Annotated in this window: 21 protein-coding genes; 10 read left to right on the plus strand and 11 right to left on the minus strand. The window is 43.2% G+C overall.

What is annotated here, in order from left to right; all coding sequences use genetic code 11:
• Positions 1-219 precede the first annotated feature (219 nt).
• The 3 genes from gcvP to ACED42_RS05595 form a co-directional block, all read right to left on the minus strand.
• Positions 220-3,099: an aminomethyl-transferring glycine dehydrogenase gene (gene gcvP / locus ACED42_RS05585; protein WP_371701770.1), complete on the minus strand. Its 2,880-nt coding sequence runs from the start codon at positions 3,097-3,099 to the stop codon at positions 220-222.
• 89 nt (positions 3,100-3,188) lie between these two features.
• Complete coding sequence (gene gcvH / locus ACED42_RS05590; RefSeq protein WP_009845137.1) at positions 3,189-3,569, minus strand: glycine cleavage system protein GcvH; 381 nt, start codon at positions 3,567-3,569, stop codon at positions 3,189-3,191.
• A gap of 51 nt (positions 3,570-3,620) precedes the next feature.
• A complete protein-coding gene (locus tag ACED42_RS05595) occupies positions 3,621-4,913 on the minus strand; it encodes a serine hydroxymethyltransferase (protein ID WP_371701772.1) in 1,293 nt (430 codons plus the stop codon).
• Positions 4,914-5,353: 440 nt separating this feature from the next.
• On the opposite strand from ACED42_RS05595, the gene ACED42_RS05600 reads away from it, so the two are divergent.
• The 3 genes from ACED42_RS05600 (at position 5,354) to ACED42_RS05610 (ending at position 9,036) form a co-directional block, all read left to right on the plus strand.
• Positions 5,354-5,977 (plus strand): helix-turn-helix domain-containing protein, encoded by a 624-nt coding sequence (locus ACED42_RS05600; protein WP_012600696.1) that lies wholly within the window; start codon positions 5,354-5,356, stop codon positions 5,975-5,977.
• A 470-nt stretch (positions 5,978-6,447) separates the two neighbouring features.
• Positions 6,448-7,581: a glycine cleavage system aminomethyltransferase GcvT gene (gene gcvT / locus ACED42_RS05605; protein ID WP_371701774.1), complete on the plus strand. Its 1,134-nt coding sequence runs from the start codon at positions 6,448-6,450 to the stop codon at positions 7,579-7,581.
• A 297-nt stretch (positions 7,582-7,878) separates the two neighbouring features.
• Entirely contained in the window at positions 7,879-9,036 is a 1,158-nt protein-coding gene (locus ACED42_RS05610; RefSeq protein WP_371701776.1) for a trypsin-like serine protease, read from the plus strand.
• Positions 9,037-9,175: 139 nt separating this feature from the next.
• Here ACED42_RS05610 and ACED42_RS05615 read toward each other — a convergent pair whose 3' ends face one another.
• The gene (locus ACED42_RS05615) at positions 9,176-9,514 is read right to left on the minus strand and encodes a hypothetical protein (RefSeq protein ID WP_371701778.1); all 339 of its coding nucleotides are present in this window, start codon (positions 9,512-9,514) and stop codon (positions 9,176-9,178) included.
• Between the two features lie 198 nt (positions 9,515-9,712).
• Here ACED42_RS05615 and ACED42_RS05620 point away from each other — a divergent pair, with 198 nt between their 5' ends.
• Positions 9,713-10,030, plus strand: coding sequence for a helix-turn-helix domain-containing protein (locus tag ACED42_RS05620; protein ID WP_009845174.1), 318 nt, complete (start codon positions 9,713-9,715; stop codon positions 10,028-10,030).
• 176 nt (positions 10,031-10,206) lie between these two features.
• Here ACED42_RS05620 and arfB read toward each other — a convergent pair whose 3' ends face one another.
• Positions 10,207-10,617, minus strand: a complete 411-nt coding sequence (gene arfB, locus ACED42_RS05625; RefSeq protein ID WP_012600691.1) for an alternative ribosome rescue aminoacyl-tRNA hydrolase ArfB — start codon at positions 10,615-10,617, stop codon at positions 10,207-10,209.
• An 87-nt stretch (positions 10,618-10,704) separates the two neighbouring features.
• Here arfB and ACED42_RS05630 point away from each other — a divergent pair, with 87 nt between their 5' ends.
• A complete protein-coding gene (locus ACED42_RS05630) occupies positions 10,705-11,310 on the plus strand; it encodes a beta-phosphoglucomutase family hydrolase (protein WP_371701833.1) in 606 nt (201 codons plus the stop codon).
• A 68-nt stretch (positions 11,311-11,378) separates the two neighbouring features.
• Here ACED42_RS05630 and ACED42_RS05635 read toward each other — a convergent pair whose 3' ends face one another.
• The 4 genes from ACED42_RS05635 to ACED42_RS05650 form a co-directional block, all read right to left on the minus strand.
• On the minus strand, positions 11,379-13,283 hold the full coding sequence (locus ACED42_RS05635) for a diguanylate cyclase (RefSeq protein ID WP_371701779.1): 1,905 nt from the start codon (positions 13,281-13,283) through the stop codon (positions 11,379-11,381).
• Positions 13,284-13,523: 240 nt separating this feature from the next.
• Complete coding sequence (locus ACED42_RS05640; RefSeq protein ID WP_371701781.1) at positions 13,524-15,272, minus strand: formate--tetrahydrofolate ligase; 1,749 nt, start codon at positions 15,270-15,272, stop codon at positions 13,524-13,526.
• A 294-nt stretch (positions 15,273-15,566) separates the two neighbouring features.
• Positions 15,567-16,871: an inosine/guanosine kinase gene (locus ACED42_RS05645; RefSeq protein WP_017097957.1), complete on the minus strand. Its 1,305-nt coding sequence runs from the start codon at positions 16,869-16,871 to the stop codon at positions 15,567-15,569.
• A 143-nt stretch (positions 16,872-17,014) separates the two neighbouring features.
• Positions 17,015-17,491, minus strand: a complete 477-nt coding sequence (locus ACED42_RS05650) for a CreA family protein (RefSeq protein ID WP_017097956.1) — start codon at positions 17,489-17,491, stop codon at positions 17,015-17,017.
• A gap of 248 nt (positions 17,492-17,739) precedes the next feature.
• Between ACED42_RS05650 and ACED42_RS05655 the strand changes: the two genes are divergently transcribed.
• The 3 genes from ACED42_RS05655 (at position 17,740) to ACED42_RS05665 (ending at position 21,040) form a co-directional block, all read left to right on the plus strand.
• Positions 17,740-18,234: a hypothetical protein gene (locus ACED42_RS05655; RefSeq protein WP_371701783.1), complete on the plus strand. Its 495-nt coding sequence runs from the start codon at positions 17,740-17,742 to the stop codon at positions 18,232-18,234.
• A gap of 60 nt (positions 18,235-18,294) precedes the next feature.
• Entirely contained in the window at positions 18,295-20,103 is a 1,809-nt protein-coding gene (locus tag ACED42_RS05660; protein WP_371701784.1) for an HD domain-containing phosphohydrolase, read from the plus strand.
• Positions 20,104-20,311: 208 nt separating this feature from the next.
• Complete coding sequence (locus ACED42_RS05665; RefSeq protein ID WP_032555040.1) at positions 20,312-21,040, plus strand: HAD-IA family hydrolase; 729 nt, start codon at positions 20,312-20,314, stop codon at positions 21,038-21,040.
• Between the two features lie 456 nt (positions 21,041-21,496).
• Here the strand turns inward: ACED42_RS05665 and ACED42_RS05670 are convergent, their stop codons facing one another.
• Both ACED42_RS05670 and ACED42_RS05675 read right to left on the minus strand, forming a co-directional pair.
• The gene (locus ACED42_RS05670) at positions 21,497-22,921 is read right to left on the minus strand and encodes a methyl-accepting chemotaxis protein (RefSeq protein ID WP_102250385.1); all 1,425 of its coding nucleotides are present in this window, start codon (positions 22,919-22,921) and stop codon (positions 21,497-21,499) included.
• A gap of 148 nt (positions 22,922-23,069) precedes the next feature.
• Positions 23,070-24,293: an aromatic amino acid transport family protein gene (locus ACED42_RS05675; protein WP_371701786.1), complete on the minus strand. Its 1,224-nt coding sequence runs from the start codon at positions 24,291-24,293 to the stop codon at positions 23,070-23,072.
• 448 nt (positions 24,294-24,741) lie between these two features.
• Between ACED42_RS05675 and ACED42_RS05680 the strand changes: the two genes are divergently transcribed.
• Both ACED42_RS05680 and ACED42_RS05685 read left to right on the plus strand, forming a co-directional pair.
• Positions 24,742-24,870: a hypothetical protein gene (locus ACED42_RS05680; RefSeq protein WP_017059831.1), complete on the plus strand. Its 129-nt coding sequence runs from the start codon at positions 24,742-24,744 to the stop codon at positions 24,868-24,870.
• Positions 24,871-25,064: 194 nt separating this feature from the next.
• Complete coding sequence (locus ACED42_RS05685) at positions 25,065-25,676, plus strand: ACP phosphodiesterase (protein WP_371701788.1); 612 nt, start codon at positions 25,065-25,067, stop codon at positions 25,674-25,676.
• Positions 25,677-25,729 lie beyond the last annotated feature (53 nt).

Here is a 25,729-nt window from a genome sequence, read left to right on the forward strand (position 1 = left end):
CCTTGGAACTTCAAACACTGACAAGTCGCCCCGTGGGTTCGTGGGGCGGATACAGTTAACGTTATTAAGTTGGTTGTTCATATGGGCTAAAACGGCCCACAAAGAAAAGGCGAACCAAGCGGTTCGCCTTTTGTTATTCAAGTTAGTTCTCAACTTAGTTATCGGTTTCCAACTCAGTTATCACAGTTTCCAACTTGGTTATCTGTGATCAGCTACGAATTAATCTTCGTAGTTGTCGATGCTTGGGCAAGAACAGATTAGGTTACGGTCGCCGTATACGTTGTCTACACGGTTAACAGTAGGCCAGTACTTCGAGTTCTTGGTTGCTTTTGATGGGAAACAAGCCAGTTCGCGAGAGTAAGGGCGATCCCATTCTGCGCCTGAAAGGTCAACTTGTGTGTGCGGTGCGTTTACTAGAGGGTTGTTATCTAGTGGCCATTCACCCGCTTTCACTGCTGCCATTTCGTGACGGATTGCGATCATCGCTTCACAAAAACGGTCTAGCTCTTCTAGGTCTTCAGACTCAGTTGGCTCAACCATTAGTGTGCCAGCAACTGGGAAAGACATAGTCGGCGCGTGGAAACCGAAGTCCATTAGACGCTTAGCAATATCTTCTTCGCTGATGCCTGTGTCTTCTTTCAGTGGACGAATATCGATAATACATTCGTGCGCTACGCGGCCGTTAGTGCCACGGTAAAGAACAGGGTAGTGAGGACGTAGTTTTTCCATCACGTAGTTCGCGTTCAGAATCGCAACTTTAGTCGCGTCTGTTAGGCCAGGTTCGCCCATCATCGCGATGTAAGCCCAAGAGATAGGTAGGATTGAAGCACTACCTAAATCTGCTGCTGATACCGCATAGTCAGAACCTTGTACACCGTTTTCGATGTGACCTGGTAGGAAAGGTGCTAGGTGCGATTTAACACCGATAGGACCCATACCCGGACCGCCACCACCGTGTGGGATACAGAATGTTTTGTGTAGGTTCAAGTGAGATACGTCTGAACCGATGAAGCCAGGTGAAGTTAGACCTACTTGAGCGTTCATGTTCGCGCCGTCTAGGTAAACCTGACCGCCCGCTGCGTGTACTTGTTCACACACTTCTTTCACTTGCTCTTCGTATACGCCGTGCGTAGAAGGGTAAGTGATCATGATGCTTGATAGGTTGTCTTTGTGCTTCTCGATTTTCGCTGCTAGGTCTGCCATGTCGATGTTGCCATCTTCATCACACTTAACAACTACTACTTTCATTGACACCATTGATGCTGTTGCAGGGTTAGTACCGTGCGCAGAGCTTGGAATCAGACAAACATTACGGTGAGCTTCACCGCGGCTTGCGTGGTAGCGTTGAATCGCGATTAAACCCGCGTATTCGCCAGATGCACCAGAGTTAGGCTGTAGTGAGAAATCGTCGTAACCGGTAATTTCACAAAGCTTCTCTTTAAGATCTTTCGCTAGCGCTGTGTAACCTGCTGCTTGCTCTAGAGGTGCGAATGGGTGAATTGAACCAAACTCAGGCCATGTTACTGGGATCATCTCAGCAGCAGCGTTCAGCTTCATCGTACAGCTGCCCAGTGGGATCATGCCGTGCGTTAGTGAGAAGTCTTTGTTCTCAAGCTGTTTTAGGTAACGCATCATTTGCGTTTCGCTGTGGTGCGTATTGAATACTGGGTGAGTTAGGAACTCTGATTCACGACGGCAGTTTTCTGGAATTGCTGCAAACTCGTTTGATGCAATGTCAGAAGATAGTACTTGAACGTCTTCTTTCACGTCGAAGATTGCGAACAGTGCGTTCACGTCGTCGATTGTTGTTGTTTCATCTAGGCTGATACCAATCTTACCAACAAGTCGACGAAGGTTGATGTCTGCTGCTTGCGCTTTCGCGTACAGTGCATCTGTCTTGTCTTCTGTGTTCAGCGTGATGGTATCGAAGAAGCTGTTGTTTGTTAGCTCGTAACCCGCTTTAGTCAGGCCAGCCGCTAGGATAGCTGTCATGTGGTGTGTACGACGAGCAATTGTACGTAGGCCTTCTGCACCGTGGTAAACCGCGTAGAAAGACGCCATGTTTGCTAGAAGTGCTTGAGCTGTACAAATATTTGATGTCGCTTTCTCGCGGCGGATGTGTTGCTCACGAGTTTGCATTGCCATACGTAGCGCTTGGTTACCGTGCGTATCGATAGATACACCAATTACACGACCTGGCATTGTACGCTTATGCTTTTCACGTGTTGCCATGAATGCAGCGTGTGGACCGCCGTATCCCATAGGAACGCCGAAACGTTGCGCTGAACCAATTGCTACGTCTGCGCCCATTTCGCCAACAGGCTTAAGTAGTGCAGAAGCAAGAAGGTCAGTTGCAACGGTTACCAGTGTTTTGTTTGCTTGAGCTTTCGCAATAATGTCAGTTAGGTCGCGAACTTCGCCTGTTGTACCAGGGTATTGGAGAAGCGCACCAAATACGTCTTGCTCTGGAAGTGTTTCAAGAGCACCAACCATGACTTCAAAGCCGATGTACTCAGCACGAGTCTTAACAACTTCTAGTGTTTGAGGATGAACATCGTCGGCAACGAAGAATACTTTGCTCTTGCTTTTACCAGCACGCTTACACAGTGTCATGGCTTCGCCAGCGGCTGTCGCTTCATCAAGAAGGGATGCATTCGCGATTTCCAAACCAGTAAGGTCCATTACCATTTGTTGGTAATTGAGTAGAGCTTCAAGGCGACCTTGAGAAATCTCTGGTTGGTATGGGGTGTAAGCTGTGTACCAGCCTGGGTTCTCTAAAACGTTACGTAAAATAACGTTTGGAGTGAATGTGTTGTAGTAGCCTTGGCCAATGAAGGTACGTTTCACTTGGTTTAGGTTAGCGATCTCTTTAAGAGAGGTCAGCATGTCCATTTCGCTCAGTGGCGCAGCAAGTGTCATTGGTTTTTCAAGACGGATTTGTGCAGGAACCGTTTCGTCGATCAGTGCGTCTAGGCTAGTCGCGTTGATCGCTTCAAGCATTTTTTGCTGGTCTGCTTTATTAGGGCCGTTATGACGAGCAACAAACTCGTTTTGCGTACCCAAGTCTTTCAGTAATTGGCTTTGAAGTAATTCAGTCATGATATGTTCTACTTTCTCTCTGGAGCCGTGAGCTAGCCCCTAAAATTAAGCTGCTCCAAAGAGCAGCTTTATCGTAATGAGGTTACCTATTAGTCTTCTTCTACAGAGCTTAGGTATTCTTCCGCATCTTTAAGGTTGTTTAGTTCAGACGCATCAGACATCTTCACTTTAACAATCCAACCGCCTTCATAAGGTTCTTCGTTGATTAGCTCTGGGCTATCTTCTAATTCTTCGTTGATTTCTACAATTTCGCCAGAGATTGGTGCGTAGATATCAGAAGCTGCTTTCACTGATTCAACCAGAGAGAAGCTTTCGCCAGCTTCAATTTCGTCTTCAGTGTCTGGCAGGTCAACAAACACAACGTCACCTAGTAGCTCTTGAGCGTGCTCAGAAATACCAATAGTTACAGTACCGTCACCGTTGTCTTTTACCCACTCGTGGCTGTCTGCAAACTTTAGTGTATTGTCCATTGCTTATTCTCCAAAAATTTATGAGGTTTTAATTTAAATCTTAAAATTGGTTTAACGGTAAAGAGGGAAGCGCTTGCAAAGCTCTTTAACTTGCTTGCGAACACGTTGCTCAACTTTAGCATTGCCTTCAGGGCTTTCAACTAAGCCATCAAGTACATCGCCGATCCATTCACCGATAAGTTTGAATTCTTCAGTGCCAAAACCACGACTGGTTCCAGCTGGCGTGCCTAAACGGATACCAGAAGTAATCATAGGCTTCTCTGTATCGAATGGTATGCCATTTTTGTTACATGTGATCCCTGCACGCTCTAATGCTTCTTCAGTTACGTTACCTTTCAAGCCTTTAGGGCGAAGGTCAACCAACATTAGATGTGTGTCTGTACCGCCAGTCACAATGTCACAACCGCGAGTTTGCAACACTTCAGCAAGAACTTTTGCGTTGTCGATCACTGAATCAATATAAGTATTAAATTCAGGGCCAAGTGCTTCGCCAAACGCCACTGCTTTAGCCGCGATAACATGCATTAGTGGGCCGCCTTGTAGGCCAGGGAACACTGCAGAGTTGATCTTTTTGTTGATGTCTTCGTGGTTCGTAAGAATCATGCCGCCGCGTGGGCCACGAAGTGTTTTGTGCGTTGTTGTGGTAACAACGTGTGCGTGTGGTAGTGGGCTAGGGTGAGCACCTGTCGCGATAAGACCCGCGATGTGTGCCATATCGACCATTAGGATAGCGCCAACTTCGTCAGCAATTTCGCGGAACTTAGCGAAATCAATAACGCGTGGGATAGCACTACCACCTGCAATAATCATTTTAGGTTGGCTTTCGACAGCTAATGCGCGAACTGCTTCGTAATCGATTTCAAGTGTGTCGCGGTCTACGCCATATTGAACTGCGTTGAACCACTTACCAGACATTGCAGGACGTGCACCGTGTGTGAGGTGACCACCAGCATCTAAAGACATACCAAGGATTGTGTCGCCGGGTTGAAGTAGGGCAAGTTTTACTGCACCGTTTGCTTGAGCGCCAGAGTGAGGCTGCACGTTTACGTATTCACATTTGAACAGCTGTTTAGCACGTTCAATTGCGATAGCTTCAACGGTATCTACGTGCTCACAACCACCGTAGTAGCGACGGCCTGGGTAGCCTTCTGCGTATTTGTTGGTTAGGCAAGTGCCTTGAGCTTGCATTACTGCTTTAGAAACGATGTTCTCAGAAGCAATAAGTTCGATTTGTTCGTTTTGACGAGTGTTCTCTGCTTGGATTCCAGCAAATACGGCGTCGTCAGTACCTGATAGGTTCGTAGAGAAAAAACTGTCTAAGCTGTGGTTTTGGTAAGCGTTCATTGTCGAGACCTTTCATTAAGCTAATGGTGATTGTTTTTATAGTCCATTAGGTCTTACGTTGATTTCTGCATCGGTATCGTTTGCGCTATATAGGTACAGACATACGTTGATTGCGTATTAAATATACTCTTACAGCGTTTCAGCGATCGTTGTAGGGTCAATGCAGCACGAATTGGTTCCCAAAAAATCGGGTAAAAAACAGCTCTTACAAATGTTAAATCTATCATTTGCGGCAAGCCGAAGTAGCATCTCTTCATCTAACAAGTCGATAACATAGCTCCGATAAAATCAATTTTCAACAAAAATTTCCAATAGGAAACAGATTTTCTTGTTTTGCTACGGGGAGCACGCTTTATTTCTCTGTGTGCTCTTTAATCAACAAAGCGCTTTATGCAACAATGAAATTAATAGACAGGAAGTAAAAAATTAGTGAGGGACCTATGTCAGAAGACATTTATGATGAGTACCCATCTCTAACGTTGGCGAAGGAAACGTTAGACCAGAATATTGAACCACTTAGGCTTGGCCAGCGCATTAAAGACATCCGCGGTAAGCTTGGGATCACGCTAGAAGAGGCAAGCCAAAGAACAGGCTTGGCGCGTTCTACGCTCAGTAAAATAGAGAACGAACAGATCTCTCCGACCTTTCAAGCTATGCAGAAATTGGCTATGGGGTTGCAGATAGATATGCCGCAACTCTTTGAACCACCAAGAAAAAAAGTCGCCACAGGACGTCGTGATTTAACCAAGGTAGGCCAAGGTAAACCACACCCAACACCCACTTATGAACACGAATTGCTTGCCACAGAGCTCTCTAATAAGAAGATGATGCCGTTTAAGAGTCGAGTGAGAGCTCGTACTTTTGAAGAGTATAACGATTGGGTGCGCCACGATGGTGAAGAGTTCTTAATGATCATCTCGGGTGATGTGATGTTCTACTCAGAATTCTACGAACCCGTGCCAATGAGTGAAGGCGATAGCATGTATTACGATGCGAATATGGGTCATATGCTGATTTCAACTAGTGCTGAAGATGCACTCATTCTGTGGGTGACTGCAAAATAACTGTAGGTCACTGCAAAATAAGCTAACAAGTTTTGAATTTCTTATAGTGGATGCAAACGTTTGCTTTTGTTTTGAACGTTAGCTAATAGACGCGATATTGATGCGAAAATCATCAATATCGCGTTTTTGTATGTACCGAACAATTGTTTTTAAATTGTTAAATGTCACATTTTGAGCTGTTTGACTATTGTTAAGGGTGTAAAACTGACGCAGGCTTGTTTATTATAGTGAACATGGTTTACTCATGTTGATTGAAGTTTACTGAAGTGAATTCTTAGAAAGTGAGTTGTATGGGTTCTGTACAGTTATTCATAATTTATAGAGCCAACGATATAAGCCTATATAAAGGACATCACTTTTTACTATCTACTGTTTCTAACGTTAACCAGTATCGTTAGAGGCGACTCTAAATAGAGATATAAGCGGCAGACTCGATTTTGGACAGCCTGCAACGCTTCATGGAGAATAAAATGACTCAAGAACACGCTAATCAAGACCTACTAACAACACCACTGCATGCACTTCACGTTGAAGAGGGTGCAAAGATGGTTCCTTTCGCTGGCTACGATATGCCAGTTCAGTATCCACTAGGTGTAAAGAAAGAGCACTTACACACTCGTGATGCTGCCGGTCTTTTTGATGTTTCTCACATGGGGCAACTTCGTCTTCATGGCGCGAACGCAGCTGCTGTCTTAGAATCTTTGGTTCCTGTAGATATTATTGACCTTCCTTCTGGTAAGCAGCGCTATGCGTTCTTTACTAACGAGCAGGGCGGCATTATGGATGATCTGATGGTTGCTAACCTAGGCGATCACCTGTTTGTTGTTGTGAATGCAGCATGTAAGACACAAGATATCGACCATCTAACTGCGCACCTTCCAGCTGACGTAGAAATGGAAGTGATTGTTGATCGCGCTCTATTAGCCCTTCAAGGCCCTAAAGCGTCTGAAGTTCTTGCTCGTTTCCAACCTAGCGTTGCAGACATGTTGTTCATGGACGTTCAAAAAGTCGATATCGATGGCGTTGAATGCATCGTGAGCCGCAGTGGTTACACGGGGGAAGATGGCTACGAGATCTCTGTTCCTAACGATCACGCTGAAGCACTGGCACGCAAGCTAACATCAGAAGCGGAAGTTGAGTGGATTGGCCTTGGTGCTCGTGACTCACTTCGTCTTGAGTGTGGTCTATGTCTATATGGTCACGATCTAGATACAACGACAACGCCAGTAGAAGCCAGCCTTCTATGGGGTATTCAAAAAGTGCGACGTACAGACGGCGAACGTACAGGCGGTTTCCCTGGCGCTGATATCATTCTTGAGCAAATCGCAACCAAAGATGTTCAACGTAAGCGTGTTGGTCTTGTTGGTCAAACTAAAGCGCCAGTACGTGAAGGCGCTGAGTTGTTCGATGCTGAAGACAACAAGATTGGTGTTGTAACAAGCGGTACTGCGGGGCCTAATGCAGGCAAGCCTGTTTCTATGGCTTATGTTCGAACTGATCTAGCTGTAATTGGCACTGAAGTATTCGCTGAAGTTCGTGGCAAGAAGCTACCAATGACAGTAGAAAAAATGCCATTCGTACCTCAACGTTACTACCGTGGCTAATCTCTTTTAAGAGAAACTATTAAGCTAAACAAAGCCTACTGTTTGCTTCTCTGTGTAGAGAAGTTCAACGGTAGGCTTTTTTGTTTAAGCCTGTCTCCCTTTTTATGAACGTATCTATTTTTAAGAGCGTATAACTTTCTATATCGCTACAAGCGCGGCGACCTGAAAGTTCGTTTTTTTAAAACGAGACATATGGCTATATCATTAAAATTGCTTACTATAATATTAGTCGTAACGTGTTATGGTGACGATTCATCATTTTTGTAAATAAGTAGTAGGGGTTACAAGGAGTTATCTATGAATGTTAACCATACAATGAGTCCGGTTCGTAAAGCCGTTTTAGGGCTGTTAGCTCCATTGATTTACACATCAAGTGTTATGGCGACGGAAAACTCGGTCGAAAGTGCTCCTAATGCCGATGTTTCGCCTTATATTATCAATGGTAGCCCAACAACAGATACAGAGCTTACTAATACCTATCCAACGTTTACTAGTCTGTATTTCCATGATGGTTCAAAATTTGTCAATTATTGTGGTGGAACGGTTATAGATGGGCAGTATGTGCTGACAGCTGCCCATTGTGTTTACGGAAGTTATGCGTGGATGCTTAACACTTGGGTTGTTCCTGGCATGGCCGACCAAACTAAGTATGATAATGGTGGCTACCAGTCCGCACGAGTTGAAAAAATTTATTATCCAAACAACTATAATGAAAACCTTGACCCTAGCCAAGGTGACGTACTGCCAAACGATATTGCTATCTTAAAGCTGAAGACGGCGTTGAATGTACGAGATTACTCATCCCTACTTAACTCTACATTTGACAACACCTATGCATTGAATCGTGGCAAAGATACGTTTAAAGCAGTTGGCCGGGGTTTGACGAGTCATGTAACTGATGATCAAGGTAAAACTGTTTCTAGAACTGCTACAAATATAGTCAATCAAACGAGTTTAACTTTCGATGCAACGAATAGCTGTAATTCAACAGACAAACAGCTTTGTTTTGATGGAGCGCAGTTCAATGGATACAAAAACTCGACGTGTAATGGTGATTCAGGCGGTCCTGTCTATTGGTGGGATGGGAGTAGCTATCAGCAAATTGGTATTACAAGTTACGGGCCGGGTACATGTGGCAGCCTGACTGAAAAATATACGTCCGTTTTTACGGAGGTTTATGATTATGCAGGATGGATTCAGCGAGTTGTTTCAGGCACTGAAAACGCAACTTTTGAAGTTAGAAGTACACCGAGTTCTCGTGTTTTAGTACGTGTGAGCGATGGTGAAACCCTTGATTCATCTACTGCTTTGTTAGATCAAACGTCGATGCCGAAGATCAGCCTATCGGGTAGCTCTAATTCAGGCACCAACTCAGGTTCTAGCAGCGGCGGTTCTTTGGGTTTCTTGTCGATATTCGCACTTGGCTTACTTATTATAAGAAGACAATCTATTTAAAGTTAAGTAGACGTTCATCAGCATGGTTGAGGGCTATACCTCGACAGGTGCTCATTAAAGCATTAATGAAAGAAGCCTTAGATTAAGTCGACGCTAAAAAGCATCAGCGTCGACTTAGTTATTTCGGTGTACTATCGATTCAAACTTGCTGATAAGCCTGCTTATTGATTTTCGCCTTCCTGCTATACCTTTCGACAATTTCATCCATTTGCTTTATTGCATCGTTGATATTTTGAATACCACCTTGTGCAACACCTTTCTCGCTTTGGTTCAATGCAGAAAAAGCCTGTTTTAATTCTTTATCTTCCAGCATATTTCCGTGTAACAGCACTTCTTTGTAAGTCAGTAATCTCTGCTGTACCGCAACAATTTCATTACGGGTATCTTCTGATTCTAAAGCCTGTTGTATGCAAGGAAATGCCAATTTATAGAGATTCGCAATTTCCAATTTCACGCTATCATTATTCGCAATTTGCAATTTTTCTTATTTCCTAGCTCTGATAATTCAAACTTATCTACCCGCGAGTTAACGCCGTTGTAAGTGTGAAAGTCCATGAAACGTAACGTTTTTATTGGCCGAATAATATGCCTTTAATCGCTTATGTAAACTGTTCTAAGTCAATATGGTCTGCTTCTTGCTGAAATTAGGTCATAACTGTCTATTCTGGAGGTGCTTATGTCACAAGAACCTATAGTCATTGCGCTGATTGAGCGTAGGAAGCTAGGCAATTGGTCTCAAGAAAAATTAGCGGCTAGCGCAGGAATGAGCTTGAAAACCTATCAACGAATTGAGCGGGGAGAAGCTGATATCAAAATGTCTCAGTATCGTTCGATCACGAGAACCTTGAAAGTGACGGACTTGGATGTCGTACTCGACGTTGTAGGAGCGTCTGAAGCAGCAGCGGAAGATGTAGCTGCTGCTAGTCGTTTGTTAACCAGTGAAGAGCGAATGCTGTTGATTAAACTGATTTTGTCGGTCAAAAAACAGAAGTAGCGTTTTGTTCTAATAGATACTTTCTAATCAATAGTATTGCGAATATGTAGCCTCAAAGAACCAGTCTTCGAATAAATTGTCTACGAATTAATAATGTCAGGTATGGTCTTTTGTCCAGCTAGTTAGAGCTAAAATGATTGTTTCATGGTGAGGTGTTCACTACGGACATGAAACAATTAGTCTACTCTTCCGCGAAGTTGTTTGGTGGTGCTTCTTTGCTTTTTACTTTCTAAACGTCTTTTTTGAGAGCCGCGTGTTGGCTTGGTTGCTCGTCTCACTTTTTGAACTTTTGTTGCTTCTAAGATCAGCTCTTTCAAACGTACCAAAGCATCGTCTCGGTTTTGCTCCTGAGTTCTGTACTGTTGAGCTTTAATGATAATCACACCATCTTTAGTGATACGACCATCTTTATGTGCAAGGAGTTTTTCTTTATAGAAATCGGGTAGGGTTGAGTGCTTTATGTCAAAACGTAAATGTATCGCACTCGATACTTTATTGACGTTTTGACCTCCGGCTCCTTGAGCTCTGATCGCGGTTAGCTGGAGTTCCCAGTCTTGAATTGAAACAGAGTTAGATATTTGTAACATAAACATCCATTTTGAACAGTAATATGGGGTCATGATACTGAATATTGGGTATGGTATCAGTAACTTTCTTAAAGAGTGATAGTAGTGATGAAAATTGATTTAACGGCATATGAAGGATTAATCTTTGATATGGACGGTACGTTGATCGATACAATGCCAGCACATGTAAAAGCATGGCAGCAAACGGCGGAAGAGTTCGGCTTTTATTTCGAAGCGTCTTGGCTGCATAGCTTAGGTGGAATGCCGAGTTATAAGATCGCGGGTGAGGTAAATAGTAAGTACGGTTTATCGCTCGACCCACAAGCGGTTTCTACGTTTAAAATGGCTTCGTTTGCAGCTATTGAAGACAAAGGAGATATTATCCCTTGTACGTATTCTCTTTTGATAGACCATCTCGGTGACAAGAAGATAGCTGTTGGAACGGGCAGTCAACGCAAGAGCGCAGAACAACTGTTAGATAAAACGGATATCTTGAGTAAGTTGGATATCTTAGTGACAGCGACAGATGTGAAGAATCATAAACCAAACCCTGATACTTTCTTAGCTGCTTGTTTTGGTATGGGTTTACAGCCAAAGCAGTGTGTTGTGTTTGAAGATACTCACCTTGGTAAGCAGGCAGCCCATGTTGCGAATATGGATTGCATTCTGGTAGTCGAAGGGAATACGCTTGAGTTCTACCCCGCACCGAGTTGATTGTTGAGTGAACGACTCTAGAGTGAAATGAACAAGTTAGCGGGGCGGTGGTGCAATGCAGGCTCCCACTATGCAATTTCGCTCATTTCGCTATCAAGGAACAAACATACACTGTTTCTACCTACTGCTTTTGCTTCGTAAAGAGCTAAATCGGCGCACTTATAATTGAGTGCAGGTTCACCTGTTAGGTTGGTTATTCCGCCACTTATTGTAACGACGTTGTCGAACTCGATACTGATCGCGATTCTCAGCCTATTAAGCACATAGTCGGCTTCTTTTGGTGTCGTGTGAGGCAAGATAACCCCAAACTCTTCTCCCCCAATACGAGCCACGAAGTCGGTATCTCGACATTCACGTTGCAGTACCTGTGCTACGATTTGAATCGCTTTATCGCCATAATCATGTCCAAACCTATCGTTAATGCGTTTGAAATGGTCAATATCCAATATGGCTAAGCAAGACTGCTCGCGAGTAGGGTAACGACTAACGCGAGAACACTCGTCACGAAGCTCCAGGTCGAACTTTCGTCTATTCCAACAGCCAGATAGTGCATCTTTTTCGCTAAGGTTTCTCAATTTATTCTCGAGCTCTTTGCGTTTGCTGATATCAACAAATGATGCAACATAAAATTGAATCACATCTTTTGAGTCTTTGATGGTTTGTATTCGAAGAATTTCCGTGATGAAGGTGCCATCTTTTCGTCGGTTCACCACTTCGCCTTCCCACATCCCTGTCTCTTTAATGACGCTCCACATTTTAATGTAGAACTCTTCATTATAGCGGCCTGCGTTAAACAATGAAGGCTGTTTACCTTTTACATCTTCTAACTCGTAGCCACTGACACGCGTGAACTCTTGGTTTACTTTTATGATTCGGTTATTTTTGTCTGTGATTAATAGGGCAGACATACCGTTCATTGCTGCTTTGGCGAGTTGGCTTTCGATACTGTTCTTTTTATGATTTCTGTTCCACAGTACGAAACCTGCAGAAATCATTGAAATCAATATCGAGAGTATGATTATCTGAACGACTATGGCGTGATTTTCTTGTTGAAACTGAGTGTTAAATTGATGTTCTTCAATATGAAGAACCATATAGATGGGTCCTTCAAACTGCTTAATCTTAGGGCTGATGTCAGAGTGAAAATACCAGTTTTTACCATCAAAATAGCTGGATGAGGTGCCGCTTTGAATATTTTGCCACAGGCCTGGGGCTAGTTTTGCATACGTCTTGTCTGAACGTGATTCAATCACATGCCCAAATGAATCCTCAGGGTCGGGACCCATGATGACATGACCAGTATTATTAAGGATGACCGGAACTGTCGCTGATGTACCTATCTGGTAATGTAAGCGATCATAGATCTCGCGCATATTTAGGTTAGCAATGAAATAGCCAATAATGTGCTCCCCTACAGTGACAGGCGTCATAATGCGAAGTGTCGGCGCAAAGGGGCGAACTAACTCTCCATTTTCAACTTCTAGATCAATGCCTGTAGCTTTAACTTCTCCAATCTCTAATTCTTGTAGCTTTTTGTAGTAATCACGAGAGGATTTGTTTTGTAACTCGTGGTCTGGAGTGACAGTTGCGTGGCCATCTTTATAGTTGACGCGGAATACTTCATTAGCGTCTAGATCTAGGAAACGTAGTTGAGAGTAGTATTGTTGCCCGTGTGCCAATACAACCCACAGATCCTGCAGTGCTTGTTTGTTAGTAACTGAAGGCTCGGAAATGGAACGAAGTAGGGTCTGTGAGGCGGCAATAGAGGGAACCGCGTTTGATATTTGCTCAACAATAATAGCGAGTTGATGGAAGCTGTATTCGATTTGGTTTTGATTAGATTGTTTGATGTTTAGCGCATACTGGGCTTCAACCCGTTCAAATTCAGAGTTTATATAGAGAGCAGGGACTAATCCTAGGACAAACAGGGTACATAGAAATTGGCTGATCAGTTTTTTTATACTCGTATTCATCACTGTCCTCGAAAAATCAGCGCAATACTATATATTTTGTAGGTCTATTAATGTGATCTTGACCCAAAACTTATAATCAGGTGTGCATATAATTTTGGTTTCAATGAAATTTATTGCATTTGGGGTGTTAATTGAGCAATTAGGTATCAGAAAGGAGACCTGTCCGTAAATATAATGAGGAGCATAGTACGGACAGGCTATTTTAGATAAAGCTAATTTTTAGCCTATGTTTTGTCGTAATTAACTTAAGCCAACGATGTTTCCTTTGCTATCAATGTCCAACGACATAAAAGCCGGTTTATCAGGTAGACCTGGCATAGTCATTACATTGCCGCACAGCGCGTAAATAAAGCCAGCACCAGCGCACAGTTTTAGCTCCCTAACGGGTACGTCAAACTGAGATGGTGCACCCTTTATGTGCGCTTCAGTGGAGATTGACAGTGGCGTTTTTGCCAAACAAACCGATAGGTCGCTGTAGCCGTGTTGTCTAAACTCCGCCAGCTGTTTTTTAGCCAGTGGTGATAGCGAGATACTTGCTGCGCCATAGCCCACTTCAGCGACGGCCATCAGCTTTTCTTCTAGGCTTTGCTTTGAGTGATACAACGGCTTAAATTCACTCTGTTTTTGGCAAGCTTTTACTACGGCGTGAGCCAATTTAGTCGCCCCTTCGCCACCCTGACCAAATGCTTCGCTTACTTCAACACTAACGCTTGGGTCGAAGTCGGTGATCATCTGTTTCAAAGCATCGAGCTCTTGAGCTGAATCTTGTGGAAATCGATTGATCGCAACAACGGTAGGCACTTGGTATTGCTTAACGCTGTTGATGTGCCATTTAAGGTTCTCAAACCCTGCAATAAGCGCGTCTTGGTCATCATTAAAGATTGAATCTGGTAGCGGAGTTCCTGGTCTCAAATCGTATAAACCTGAGTTGGCTTTTAGACCACGTAATGTTGCGACAATAACAGCACAATCTGGATTTTTTTTCGATGCTTTCACTTTGATGTTACATGCTTTCTCAAAACCCATATCTGAGCCGAAGCCACCTTCCGTCACGACAAAGTCACTTAGCTTTAACGCAACCTTATCGGCAATAATAGAAGAGTTACCGTGTGCGATGTTAGCGAATGGCCCCGCGTGGATTAGGGTAGGAACCCCTTCAAGGGTTTGCATCAATGTTGGCTCTATGGAGTCTTTCATTGTGACTGTCATAGCACCTGCTACGTTGAAGTCATCTGCAGTTAATGGCAAGCCTTGGTTGTTGTATGCGAGTACCACTCGTCCGATACGCTTTCTTAAATCTTGGAGGTCATCAGTGAGAGCAAGAATAGCCATCAGCTCTGAAGCGGCTGAGATGTCAAAGCCATCCTCGCGCTCAAAGCCATTAATTGTTTTGTCTGCTTCGTTCTTGCCAACCGTGATCATACGCAGTGCGCGGTCATTGTGGTCAAGTACACGTCGCCACACGATTCTGCGTGAGTCGATATCCAGAGCTTTTAAGCCTGAGCGAGCCTCAAAGGCTTCTAACCCTTCACGTTGCTCATGATACAAACGAGCGTCAATAGCGGCAGAGGCGAGGTTATGAGCGACTGTTACGGCATGAATGTCGCCAGTCAGGTGAAGGTTCAATTGCTCCATTGGGGCAACTTGAGAATAGCCACCGCCAGCTGCACCACCTTTTACACCAAATACCGGGCCCATTGAAGGTTGGCGAATGCAGGCCATAGCTGATTGGTTAATCTTTGCTAGGCCTTGCGCTAATCCGATAGTGGTGACGGTTTTGCCCTCACCAAGAGGCGTCGGTGTGATGGCCGTAACCACGACTAATTTACCATCTTGTTGGCTAGCGAGGCGTTCAAGTGATGTGAGAGACACTTTAGATTTGTATTGCCCTAATGGCTGATGTTCGTTGTGGTGCAGGCCAGCTTGCTTGGCAACCTCACTGATGTTTTTAAGGGGAGTAGAGCGACAAATATCAATATCAGACAGCATATTTGATCCTTATATCAGAACCGAAAGGTGGTACGTAAACGTTTGCGTGGCGATAGTACTGTATAAATTTGCCAAGTAAAGGCAAACCACATCAATTATGTGCTGGAAGATAACAGATCTAAAGAGTCATTGCGCGAGATCAAATCTTAAACGAGCAAAATATTCGATCTGATTACCTTCAGCTGCCGTTATATTGGTGTTGAATACAAAAAGGGCTGCATATAGCAGCCCTTCAAGGAATGGGTAATCCAACTTGGCGTTAACCTCTAAGAGTTAACTACCTAATAGAGTCGCTTAACGATCCCAGTATGTTTCTTCTAAGCTATCTTCGCGTTCAGGTAGTGCACGAGAAAGGCGAGGAGAGTGCTGAGTCAACACTTCATAGCTTACACGGTTTGAGTACTTACAAATTTGAGACAGAGAAGAATACGTTAGACACGAGTGCTCGTGCTTTTCTGAGTTTGGTACATTCACGTGGTGGTAGCTGTTTGCTGCCATGTCGTGTAAAAGTGCAGAAAGTGCACCATCACCAGCACCATTGGTGTTTTTAATTTCGCGCGGGCCACCAAGATAAGGGCCAATGTGAGAGTAGACTTTTACCGGATCTTGACAGTCTTGCTTACGCATAGCACGGCTGAACTCGAATTTATTGAACTCAGGAATGTTACCCGGTAATAATGGCAGAGTGGTTTCGCGTTTCGCAGGCTCGTCAGTGTAGCCAGCCATGTATAAACCGATAGGGCCTGCAGTACAGAGAACGAGGTCAACCCACTCAAGTGCTTTGTTAGCAGCTAGAAGCGGATCTTTTTCACCCGTTAACGCTTCACCTTCGTCTTCGTTCATCGCGACGATGGTTACGTTTTCTTTCAGATATTCTTGCCACCATTCCGCATTACCTTCGATCACGTACTTAGTACCAAGTGTTAGTACAACTGGCACATTGTGCGCTTTCGCGTATTCAATCGCTTTTTGTACCGCTTTTGGCATCGGATCTTCAGGTTTGCCGCGCATTAGGTATGACGACACAACCAATGCTGATGCTTTCTCGAACACTTTTTCAGGAACGCTTTCAGGAAGCAGTTGGTTCATGTGGCCTTCGTTGATTGCAAACGTACGTTCACCATCTTCAGAAATAAGCGTGTAGCAACGACCAATAGGACCATCAACCGTTTGAAGGTGATTTAGATTCATACGAGAAGAAGTGCGGCAAAGGTAACGATAACCAAATGAGCCAACTTCAATCTTCTTAGACATAACGCCGAGCAATACAGATTTACTGTCTGCAAGTACGGAATAGTTGTGCAGTGTGTTGCCGATAGTATCGCCAGGGTATTGATGCGTGATCAAACCGCGCTCAACTAACTCTTCGTACAGCGCATCTGCTTTACTCTCTTCCAATACCAGTGAGTGACCTTTACTCAGCTCATATTTTTCAAGGAACGCGTTATCAACACGGGCTTCGATATCAACAATCGTTTGACCAACACCGACAATTGTTGCGCGGTGAAGCTTAGGCGTTTGTTGCATTTGGTTGACCAACGGATCACGTGCGTGAGTTGGAAAGTAGTGTTTAGATTTACGCTGTCCAGGAAACTTCATATGAAAAATACAGTGAAAAAATTTTGCCGAATGATATCACATTTTGTTTCTGATTCTTTCATTTTTATTACATTTAGAATCACCTGTACGATGTCTGTACAGGTGACTCGTTTTACTTTTCGCTTGAGGGCATTTACGTGAGCCTATTCCGCTGGGAGGAGTGTTGCTGGATCAACGTAAGCCTCAGTACCCCATAGGGGAACGGTTGAAAGGCTATGCTTGAAACTGCCTTCTGTTTCTTTGGTGGTGTATGACAAGTAAAGCAGCGATTGATTCTCTGCATCGTAGATACGACGAACCTTCATTGTTTTAAAGAAGATACTTTTTGATTGTTTGAACACCACTTCACCAGATTTGCTTTTGTCTATTTTAGCAATCATTTCTGATGTAATTTCACCGGTTTGACGACAAGAAATAGAGCTATCGCTTGGATCGGAAAGGCTAAGGTTTGCTTCGATTGAAGCGATATGACAAGTCACACCTGCGATTTTATCATCATCTAAAGAAGACATTTTGATATCCTTCATTGTGAAGAATCCAAGAGAGACGTCGCCAACCTCGTTGTCCGAACAGCCAGCCAACATTGTGATGATACCCGCTGCTATTAAGGCTTTTTTCATAAGAAGTCCTTTTTATTTATAGAGTTCTGTTTACTATAAGGATATTGAAAGCTTGAATACGAGTGTAGAGCTTTTCGTTAAGTTCTTAAAGGATGTTGTTGGATAATGGAAAATATGAAGCATTTAAAGTACTTGTTGGCCTTGGTCATGCTCTGTATGCTCTGTGCTTGTAGCTCGGCACCTCAGTCGAATATATGTCTTCCAAATAGCTGTGACATTTGGGGATACTAACCGTAGGTACTAAAAGAATGAATAACGAAATACCTGAAATTGTACAGAAGAAAAACCAATGGCTGTTTAGTCAACTCGATATTGCCTACCCCGCAAAAGAGAGCCTGCTAGGCCGAGAACTTTATCAAAGCAAACTCCCGTCCAAGACATACCAACTCCTCACCCAAGATCAAACATCTTCCCAAATTGATGAACTGCATAAAGTCGACTTCCATAAACTGACCGTACTTTTTTCACTTAACCAAGCCAGCGCTTACCAAGATGAAACCGAAAGGGCGTACATGTTAGAGTTTTTGAGTCAGATTATGTTATCTGACGAACATGTCTTATACATAGGGACTCAAAATGGTGATGTAGCAGCGAGCGCTATCGTTACAGAAGCGGAGGATTCTCTGCTAATCTCAGACGTTGTGGTTGGAAGTGGTCAAAGTATCAACGCTTTTGCTAAGCAGATCCTTGATTTTTGGGCACAAGATCATGCTTCTCGCGATAAAGTGTGGGTCGAGAACTAAAGGTTCTTTGAGAAAGCGTTAATCTAAGTAAAATACCCCGTCTTATTTAAAGGGTATTGTATGTACAAGCTATTGTTCTCAATCGCTGTATTGTGTGTTAGCGCTTATTCTTCACTCAGTTTTGCTAATGACTGGGATATCAAACGCATCCTAGTTTTACACTCATACGAACCTTCTTATCAGTGGACCGCTGACTTCCAAAAAGGGATAGACAGTGCGTTCAGCCAATCTCAAGCCGAAGTTAAACTCTCAATCGAGTATTTGGATTCAAAGCGCGTCCATAGCCCTGAGTACTACGATTCTATCGCGAACTACTTACGTACCAAATATGCAGATTATAAGTTTGATGGTGTAATCGCGACTGACGACAACGCGGCTAACTTCCTTGAATCTCTGCCTAATTTGATTGATCGCTCCACACCTGTCGTTGCTGCCGGTATTAACGATTTCAGTACCGACATGTATTCGGTGTCTGATAGAGCAACCGTGCTTTATGAGAACGATCAGATAGACGTCAATATTGATCTAATTTCGAAATTAAGACCTAACCTAAAAACACTGTATTTCATTAATGATTACAGTGTCACTTCTGAGTTAATTCGCAAAGAGATGAATCGCGTGATGACTGAGTTCCCTAATATCACATTGGTTGAAATACGCGATCTATCGTTAGTGCGTACCCGTCAGTTTTTGGAAGGTATCTCTGCTGATGACGCGGTTTTGCTCAGTCATTACAATACCGAATTGAATCGAGGCGTGTATCATACTTATCAAGAGGTTTCGGATACTTTGTCTAAAGCAAGTGCTGCTCCAGTGTTTGCTTTGTGGCAGTTCTATATTTCGGGAGATGTACTTGGTGGCTATGTGAATCACTCTCAAAGCATGGGTGAAGAGACGGTTAAGGCGCTCGATAAGTACCTATCTCTTGGTTTCAACGAACCTTTAACTCCAGGTGATAACAAACGTTTTGTTTTCAATTATCCAGCGATGACAAAGTTCGGTATCCGTGAGAGTGCGCTACCTGATGAGGCTGTATTCATTAATGAGCCTTCATCCTTTATTCGTAAAAACTTTCAGTTGCTATTGGGATTGTCGATGGTCATTGCAGGTTTGAGCCTGATTATTTTGATGCAATTTGTCACTCTACGCCAAAAGAAAGAACTGGCTAAAAAGAGCAAACGAATCTTAAAACTCCAGAAACAAACACTGAATATTCAAAAAGATATGATTCATGTTCTCGGAGAGGCGATTGAAACTCGCTCTGGCGAAACAGGTAATCACGTTAAGCGTGTCGCCAAGTTGTCTGCGTTACTTGCTAAGTATCGTGGCTTGAGCCATCGCGAGGTCGAGATGATAGAGATCATCAGTCCGATGCATGATGTGGGTAAAATTTCAGTTCCAGAATCAATCTTGGATAAACCAGGTAAATTGACCGAGCAAGAGTGGGAAGTGATGAAGCTTCACACAACGGCAGGCTATAACTTATTGAAGAGTGGAGCCGGTGATATTACCAATCTGGCTGCTATCATTGCCAACGAGCATCATGAACGTTGGGATGGGGCTGGATATCCTAATGGCAAAGTGGGTGACGAAATTCACTTGTTTGCCCGTATTACGGCCGTCGCGGATGTGTTTGATGCACTACTCAGTGCTCGTTGTTACAAAGAGCCGTGGCCATTAGAGATGGTTGTCGATTTGTTCGAGAGAGAATGCGGCTGTCAGTTTGACCCTGAGCTTACTCAGTTATTATTGAGCTACTTACCCGAGTTTGTTGCTATTCGTGATTCGTATCCAGATACCATCACCGCTGAATGTCGCATTGAATTAACGGATAAACCTATTGTTATTGAAGAATTGACCGTGAATTAACGGTTTATTGGCAAATAAAGTCGTGATTGGTGACGCTCAAAGTATATTAATTTAATGAGTACTGTTGCTTATGGTTAGGCATAAAGTGATCCACTGCATATTTCGCGTAGAGAAATAAGGGCCGATAGGTAAAGTGTTACCTTAATCATCACGCGTATTGAAAGAACACTATAGGATAAAACTTGAATTCAATGCGAGTGAGAGAGCTATGCGGTTAGAACAAACTAAATGTGTAATTTTCGATTGTGATGGAACACTCATCGATAGCGAGAAGCTGTGTTGCCAAGCCTTAGTGAATGTGTTTTCTGGCTTTGGGGCTAAGTTAAGCGTTAATGACTGCTATGTGCACTTTCAAGGTGGGAAGCTAGCTGACATCTTAATGGATACGCAAGCACGTTTAGGGCTATCTATCTCCATCGATACACTCGAGCCGATTTATCGCACTGAATTAGAAGCCTTGTTCCAACGCCATTTAAAGCCGATGGATGGTGCTATTGAGCTTATTGAATTCCTCAAGCAACAAGACATTGAGTTTTGTATCGCTTCCAATGCGCCTAAATCTCGAGTTGAATCCTCATTGGCAATGACAGGAATGCTCGACGACTTCAAAGGCAAAGTATTTTCAGCTTTTGATGCCAATAGCTGGAAACCGGAGCCCGACCTGATCATGTATACCGCAATGAATATGGGCTTTTTACCAAACGAATGTATTTATGTTGATGACACGGTGAAAGGCATTGAAGCAGGGGTTCGTGCGGGTATTCAATCTTTTAGATTGCGACCAACGTTTGAAGGTTCATTGAGTGATAATACCGAAGCCGACATAGCAGAGCTAGCGGCTCAGGATATTTACAGTTTGGAAGAAATATCGATTTGGATTAATGGCAAGCGCTGCTCAAGTGGTGGTATACCGCACTCTGGAGCTTTGGTGGGGTAGAGCCTAATTGAAGGCTGACTACTTTGCTTAATTGTGTTGTGTGGAAACCACATGCAGCACAAGTGAACTTCTCTCCACTTTCTGAAAGTAGATATTCGTCATGTTGGCATAAAGGGCATGTGATGTCGTCGGTGTATGGTGCATCTGTTTTATTCATTATGTGTCACCTGCAGCAAAAGGGTAAGCGAAAATAAGACCCGTTCAAATAGATTACCCCTAAGCTCGATTATTAGACAGTTTTGGCTCCTCTTAATCCCTCCTTTGCGACTTACTTCATGTTAATAACTGAGGAGTATGGATTTACCATGGTTATTAATCAGCACCAATAAAAAAAGGACTCTATATGAGTCCTTCTTAGGTTTGTTCTTAATTCTGAGCATTAAGCATTAAGCAATAAGCAATAAGCATTAAGCATTAAGCATTAAGCATTAAGTGCAAATAGCTGATAGCTATTTGCTAAGTGCGGTATCTTGCCAAAGTTTGAGACAGAGAAACCGATGCTTCCGTCAGCTTAGATACGCCCTTTGAAGAGTTTTGAGCGACATCTTTGATTACGTCTGATTGGCCTCGTATATCATTAAGCTCAGCAGCGATGGTATTCGCTACGTTGCTTTGTTCATCAGCTGACGTTGCTATTTGTAGACTCATGTCCATTAGCGCTTGTGCGGAATCTGCAATCGAGTTTACGTCATCACCGATATGTGAAATGAGTTGGCTACTGGTTTGCGCTTGATCAACCGTTTGCACCGTGATCTTAGCAATATTTTGACTCTCTTGCTGTAAGCGTTCAATCATCGTTTGGATCTCAACCGTAGCGGATTGAGTTCTGCTAGCAAGCGTTCTCACTTCATCAGCAACAACGGCGAAACCACGACCTTGTTCACCCGCACGAGCTGCTTCAATCGCGGCATTTAGTGCAAGTAAGTTGGTTTGCTCTGAAATCGCGTTGATCGTCGTGATGACTTCGTTGATTTGGCTTGTATTTACATTCAAGCTCGTAACAGAAGATGAGGTTTGCTCAATCAAAGAAGAAAGGGTGGTTATCTCTGAGATTGCTTGCTGAACCATAGCATGACTATCATTGATTTGTTGAGCATCTTGCTCTGCTTGCTCTGTAGAGCGCGCAGAGATATTAGATACTTCATTCGCTGATGCCGTCATTTGGTCCATTGCCGTTGCAACAGAGTCTAGAGATGAATTCTGGCTCATAATCTGTGTTTCACTGCGCTTCATCTCTTTTTCGAAAGAAGCTGACGTTTCACTCAGTGTCGCTGCGTTTTGGTTTACGTTATTGACTAGTTCACTTAGCGTATCCATTGAACGGTCAAGGGCGCAACCAATCGTACCAAACTCATCTCGGCCTGGATGGAAGCCAAGGCGAGATGTTAAATCACCATCACCAATCTTTTGAGTGGTTGAGTAAAGAACCCAAAGTGCGCCACCTAGGAAGGTTGCAACCCAGTAACAGAAAAGACCAAAAGGCAAACACCATAAAAGACTGAGTAATAATGTGTACAGAGCTTGCTGCTTTTGGTTCTGTGTATCAGTAGTTGAAACGGTAAGAGAGTAGTGGTTGCCATCTTGTGCCAGTGCCGTAGCAGTCACCGAACCCGTGTTTGAAATAGTGGTTTCTTGAAGGCGTGTTTGTTGGCTAACAGAACGAACCGAAGTTGGGGAATCTGACGCTGATAAAATGCCTTGCAATTGAAACTCAACCTGCTGTTTTGCACTTGCGTCAATTTGTTCTAGCTTGTTGACATAGTTGAAGCCAGCGAGGCTTGCTACAGCGGCGAAAAAGATCAAGAAAATGACCCAAAACTTGTCGTTAATAGACATTTTAATAAACAGTTTGTCTATCGTTCTAAATTGTACTTCTTTCATAAAAACTCCACGGTAAATCCTTTACCGTGGACTCTAAATAACCGACCTTAATAAAAATGTGATTCCGATCGATTAATTATGAAAATTCATGATACCAATATATCGTTCATGAGACATCAATCAAGTATTTTTGCTCTCGATGGGTTTATTAGCCTAATGATGGTAATAACCCTACTGAAATAAGGATTTGAATTGCAATGATAAACACGCCAACGCTACCCGCTAAAAACAGCGCTTTGCTTCCACCTAACACTTGGTAAGTTGATTCTGTAGCGTGAGGTTTTATTAATAAATCTGTGTAACGAACTTTGTATACCATCACTGTCGGCAGCAGAATTGCGAGCACTGAAAGTGCAATGGCAGCGTAACCCAAAGCCATGATAAAACCTTGTGGGTAGAACAAGGCAAAACCTAATGGTGGTAAAAAAGTGATAGCGGCCGTTTTAACGCGTTTGGCATTGCCTAGTTTCTTGCTTAGAGAATCACCCATGAATTCAAATAAGCCCAAGCTTACGCCAATAAAAGAAGTAAGAAGTGCAAGGTCCGCGAACACACCGACGATCACGCTCAGGTTGGATTGATGAACAGTTTGCGATAGTGAGACTAGAAGCGCACCCAAGCTAGTATCAGACAATAATTGCTCTTGGCTAACCACACCCAACGTAACACTCTGCCAGAAAACATAGATGACCAAAGGCAGTGCAGAGCCAATAATCATGACCTTACGTAAAGAGCGAACGTCACCATCCAGGTATCGAACAATTGAAGGGATGCTGCCGTGGAAACCAAAAGAGGTAAACACAACCGGTATCGCAGCAACAATCAGGCCTTGATGCAAAGGCATGCTCATTAGGTATTGAGAGGAGATGTTTGGTGCAAGGAAACTGAGTACCAGTACCATCGCAATCAGTTTAAGTCCGAATAAAACGCGGTTAACTTTATCAACACTGTGTGTACCAATCGTCACAACTCCAGCAACTAACAGTGTAAATAGGAGTGTAGTGACTTGGCCATTGAGTTCAATCCCTGCGATATCCGAGATACGTTGGTTAAACTGCGCACCGCCACCTGCAATGTATGCGGCACACAAAGCGTAGAAAAGAAACATCACGGCGAAGCTTGCGATCCACTTTCCTTTCGTTCCCAAAATCGTGTGAGCTAACGTGTGTAGAGTTGCGTCCGATTCAGCGAATTGATGAAGCTCTACCATTAATAATGCGGTGAAGGCCATGAGAGCCCATAAGCCAAGCATTAGAAATAGTGAGGTTGAAAAGCCAATTCCTGCAGATGCGAGTGGAAGAGCGAGCATGCCGGCACCAATGGTTGTGCCTGCAATGATCAAAGTACTACCAAAAACCTTTGATTTATTCATTGTATATAATTCTTTACGTTAGGGTGGGTTTTCGTTGTGTTTCTTCTGGTCTAAGAGAATAAACCCAAAGAATATCTCGATTTTCAAGTATCTTGATTGAGTTTAATTCCAAATGCAATGTTTAATGTAATTAAAAATATCCACTGTATATAAATATGTACAGCGATTGGTGCGTAAGGAACTAAAAATGCTTAAGCAAACGTTTGAGTGTGATTTGCATCAAAATTTATAGGGTAATTTGTTGTAATTGGTGTAAGGTGACAGTACATATGTCGTTCGCGTATGCCCCTTTAGCGTAAAACAAGCGTTAATGATCGCGAGTAGCTTCAAGCTATAAATATGGAATGGGTAGAGTAGAGTGCGTTCATCAAAGTGACATAATATAAGTCCAAGATGGTGCACTAGTTAATCGGACAACATGTCCACACCAAGGAATAGAGGGGGCACTATGAGTGACCAATCTTATAATGACGAAAGTCTAGAGTTGTTAGATGCTATGGAAATTGGTATCGATTTATCTGACTATGAACAGACGGTTAAACAATTAGCAGAAGAGCTTTTCAAGTCTTCGAACTAAGTTTTTAAAATCTTTAATTAGGTTTTACTGAGCTAAAGGTTTCTGTAGTTCAACGTTCTCAAATTAAACAATTCTTAAACTGAGCAAATCTCATTCGCTCACACGTCATAACAAAACTATCCTCATTAAAGTTCGCGAAGATAAACGAGTACGTTTACCATGTTACTTAGTTCTCGATACTTTAATGAGGTTCAATGAACTTTCTCGCACACCTCCACATCGCCAAGCATTGTAAAAGTAACTTAGCGGGTAATCTGTTAGGTGACTTCGTTAAAGGCGACCCTAGTAAATACTATTCAAACTCACTTTCAGACGGAATAAGACTTCATCGATTCGTTGATAGCTATACTGATCATCATGATGTATCTCGTTCTGCAAAATCGCTTTTCTCACACCAAACACGACGCTTTGCACCTATCGCACTCGATGTATTTTGGGATCACTGCTTAGCCAATCATTGGGCTCAGTTCTCAACGCAATCACTTGAGCGCTTTTGCGTAGACAGCCATCAACAGATCTTTGAACATCAAGAGCCTCATTGGCCTGAGCACTTCATTACTGTTCACCAGAAAATGGCAGAACAACGTTGGTTGCTAAGTTATCAAGACATGCCTTCCATTGAGGTGGTATTGCAACGCATGGCTTTGAGACGGCCAAAGCTTGGGATGCTTAAATCTTGCTATCACGACCTAGAACATCACTACAACACGTTGCAGTGTCACTTTCATGAGCTTTATCCTAGTGTTTTAGAAGAAGCGAAGCAGTTTAATTCGCTTCAAATGAAGAAAAATCAAAAGGAAAGGTAAACAGCGTAATGCAGGTTTGCTACAATCCGCGCCTATTTAATCTTTGAGCATCA

It is taken from the genome of Vibrio sp. FF145, from assembly GCF_041439075.1.
Taxonomy (GTDB): Bacteria; Pseudomonadota; Gammaproteobacteria; order Enterobacterales; family Vibrionaceae; genus Vibrio; species Vibrio tasmaniensis_A.